Source organism: Nocardia farcinica (genome assembly GCF_029867845.1).
Taxonomy (GTDB): domain Bacteria; phylum Actinomycetota; class Actinomycetes; order Mycobacteriales; family Mycobacteriaceae; genus Nocardia; species Nocardia farcinica_A.
Window position 1 is genome coordinate 1 of record NZ_JARWRU010000660.1, and the last position, 3,083, is coordinate 3,083.

At 72.8% G+C, this 3,083-nt stretch carries 1 protein-coding gene; it reads left to right on the top strand.

The annotated features are described in order from the left end of the window. A partial coding sequence (locus QH283_RS14605) for a condensation domain-containing protein (protein WP_280503544.1) occupies positions 1-3,083 on the top strand: 3,083 nt, incomplete at both ends.

The window sequence follows — 3,083 nt, forward strand, 5'->3', positions numbered from 1 at the left end:
GACGTGTGGACGCTGTTCCACTCCTACGCCTTCGACTTCTCGGTGTGGGAGCTGTGGGGCCCGCTGCTGTTCGGCGGCACCGTGGTGGTCGTCGACTACTACACCTCGCGCTCGCCGGAGCAGTTCCTGGAACTGCTGCGCGCCGAGCGGGTCACGGTGCTCAACCAGACCCCGTCGGCCTTCTACCAGCTGGCCGAGGCCGACCGCACCGCCGCGCCGGACGCGGCGCCGCTGTCGCTGCGCTACGTGGTGTTCGGCGGCGAGGCGCTGGAGCTGCGCAGGCTGTCGGATTGGATCGCCCGCCACGGTGATTCGGCGCCGCTGCTGGTGAACATGTACGGCATCACCGAGACCACGGTGCACGTGTCCTACCGGGCGCTTGACGCCGCGACCATCGCGGGCGCGGCGGGCAGCATCGTCGGCAGGGCCATCGCGGGCCTGAAGCTGTACGTGCTGGACAACCGGCTGCGGCCGGTCCCGGTGGGTGTCGCGGGCGAGATCTATGTCGCAGGCCCGCAGCTGGCCCGCGGCTACCTCGGCCGCCCCGACCTGTCGGCGGTCCGTTTCGTGGCCGACCCGCTGGCCGACGCGGCGAACGCCGGTGAGCGGTTGTACCGCACCGGCGACCTGGCCCGCTGGAACCGCGACGGCGAGCTCGAGTACCTCGGCCGCGCCGACGACCAGGTGAAGGTGCGCGGCTTCCGCATCGAGCTCGGCGAGATCGAGGCCGCCGTGCTGGCCCAGCCGGGCATCGCCCAGGCCGCGGTGATCGTGCGCGAGGACCAGCCGGGCGACCAGCGCATCGTCGCCTACGTGGTGGCCGAGCCGGACACGAACCCGGATCTGGACGCCGTGCGCGCGGGGGCGGGGGAGATGCTGCCCTCGTACATGGTGCCCTCGGCGCTGGTGCGCCTGGAGTGGATTCCGCTGACGGTCAACGGCAAGCTGGACCGGCGCGCCCTGCCCGCGCCCGCGGTGCAGGCCAAGGCCTTCCGCGCGCCGGTCACCCCGGTGCAGGAGACCGTGGCCTCGGTCTTCGCCGAGGTGCTCGACCTGCCCAGGGTCGGTGTCGACGACGACTTCTTCGACCTGGGCGGCAACTCGCTGATCGCCACCAGGGTCGCCGCCCGCATCGGCGCGGCGCTCGGCACCTCGGTGCCGGTGCGCACGCTGTTCGAGGCCTCCACGGTGGAGGCGCTGGCCGCGCGGCTCGAGTCGCACACCGGCGGCGCCGCGGTGGCGCTGACCCCGCGCCCGCGCGCGGCGGGTGAGCTGGTGCCGCTGTCGTACGCGCAGCAGCGCATGTGGTTCCTCAACAAGTACGACACCTCGTCGGCCACCTACAACCTGCCCATCGCCATCCGCATGACCGGCGAGCTGGACGTGGCGGCGTTGCGCCTGGCGCTTGCCGACGTGGTGCGCAGGCACGAGTCGCTGCGCACCCGCTACCCCGAGCACGGCGGCACCCCGGTGCAGGTCGTGGTCCCGGCCGAGCAGATCGACATCGAGCTGCGGCCGGTGCGGGTGGCCGCGGAGCGGCTGGCCGAGACGGTGGCCGAGTTCGTCGGCACCGGATTCGACGTGGCCGAAGAGGTTCCGCTGCGCAGCAGGCTGTTCGCGGTCACCGCCGCGAACACGCAGGAAGCCGCCGCCGAGCCCGCCGAGCACGTGCTCGTCGTGGTGGTGCACCACATCGCCGCCGACGGCTTCTCCATGGGGCCGCTGACCCGCGATGTGATGACCGCCTACACCGCGCGCACCCAGGACAGCGTGCCCGGCTGGGCGCCGCTGCCGGTGCAGTACGCCGACTTCGCGCTCTGGCAGCGCGAGACCCTCGGCGACGAGTCCGACCCGGATTCGCTGATGGCGCGCCAGGTGGCGTTCTGGAAGCGCGAGCTGGACTACCTGCCCGACGAGCTGTCGCTGCCCACCGACCGTCCGCGTCCGGCGGTGGCCTCCCATCGCGGCGCGACGCTGACCACCGAACTGCCCGCCGAGCTGATGGCGGCGCTGGACCGGGTGGCCCGCGCCAACGGCGCCTCGCTGTTCATGGTGGTGCACTCCGCGCTGGCGGTGCTGCTGGCCCGCCTGTCGGGCTCGGAGGACATCGCCGTCGGCACCCCCGTCGCCGGCCGCGGCGAGGCGGTGCTCGACGATCTGGTCGGCATGTTCGTCAACACGCTGGTGCTGCGCACCCTCGTGCAGGAGAACGAGTCCTTCACCGACCTGCTCGACCGTGTCCGCCACGCCGACCTCGACGCCTACGGCAACGCCGATGTCCCGTTCGAGCGCCTGGTGGAACTGCTGGCCCCCGAGCGCTCGCAGGCGCGCAACCCGCTGTTCCAGGTGATGCTGGCCTTCCAGAACCTGGACCGCACCGCCCTCGAGCTGCCAGGTCTGTCGGTGTCCGCGCTGGACCTCGAGGAGAACGTCGCCCGCTTCGACCTGCAGTTCACGCTGTCGGAGAACGGTTCGGCCGCCGGCGCCGAGGCGAGCGCGATGACACTGGCGCTGACCTACGCCACCGAGCTGTTCGACGCCGACACCGCCGAGCAGATCGTGCGCCGGTGGAAGCGTGTGCTCGCCGCGATCGCCGCCGACCCGGCCGTGCGCGTCGGCGCCATCGACGTGCTCGACGCCGAGGAGCAGGCCGACCTGATCGCCCGCGCCGGCGCGCCCGCCGTGCCCGCGCAGCCGCTGTTCGAGCTGATGGCCGAGGCCGCCGCGCACGACCCGGCCGCGCCCGCGGTCGTGTTCGAGGGGACGACTCTGTCCTACGGCGAACTCGACGAGCGCTCCAACAGGCTGGCCCGGCTGCTCATCGCCGAGGGCATCGGCGCCGAGGACCTGGTCGCCGTCGGCGTGCCGCGCTCGGCCGACTCGGTCTTCGCCGCCTGGGCGGTGTCCAAGACCGGCGCGGCCTTCGTGCCGGTCGACCCGGACTACCCGGCCGAGTACTTCACCAACCCGAACCTGACCGAACCCATGCCCATCCACGTCGACGCGGCGGGCAGGGTCCTCGGCTACCTCGCCCTGTGGGACACCGCGCACCGCGCCTTCCCCGGACTGGACCGCACCCCGTA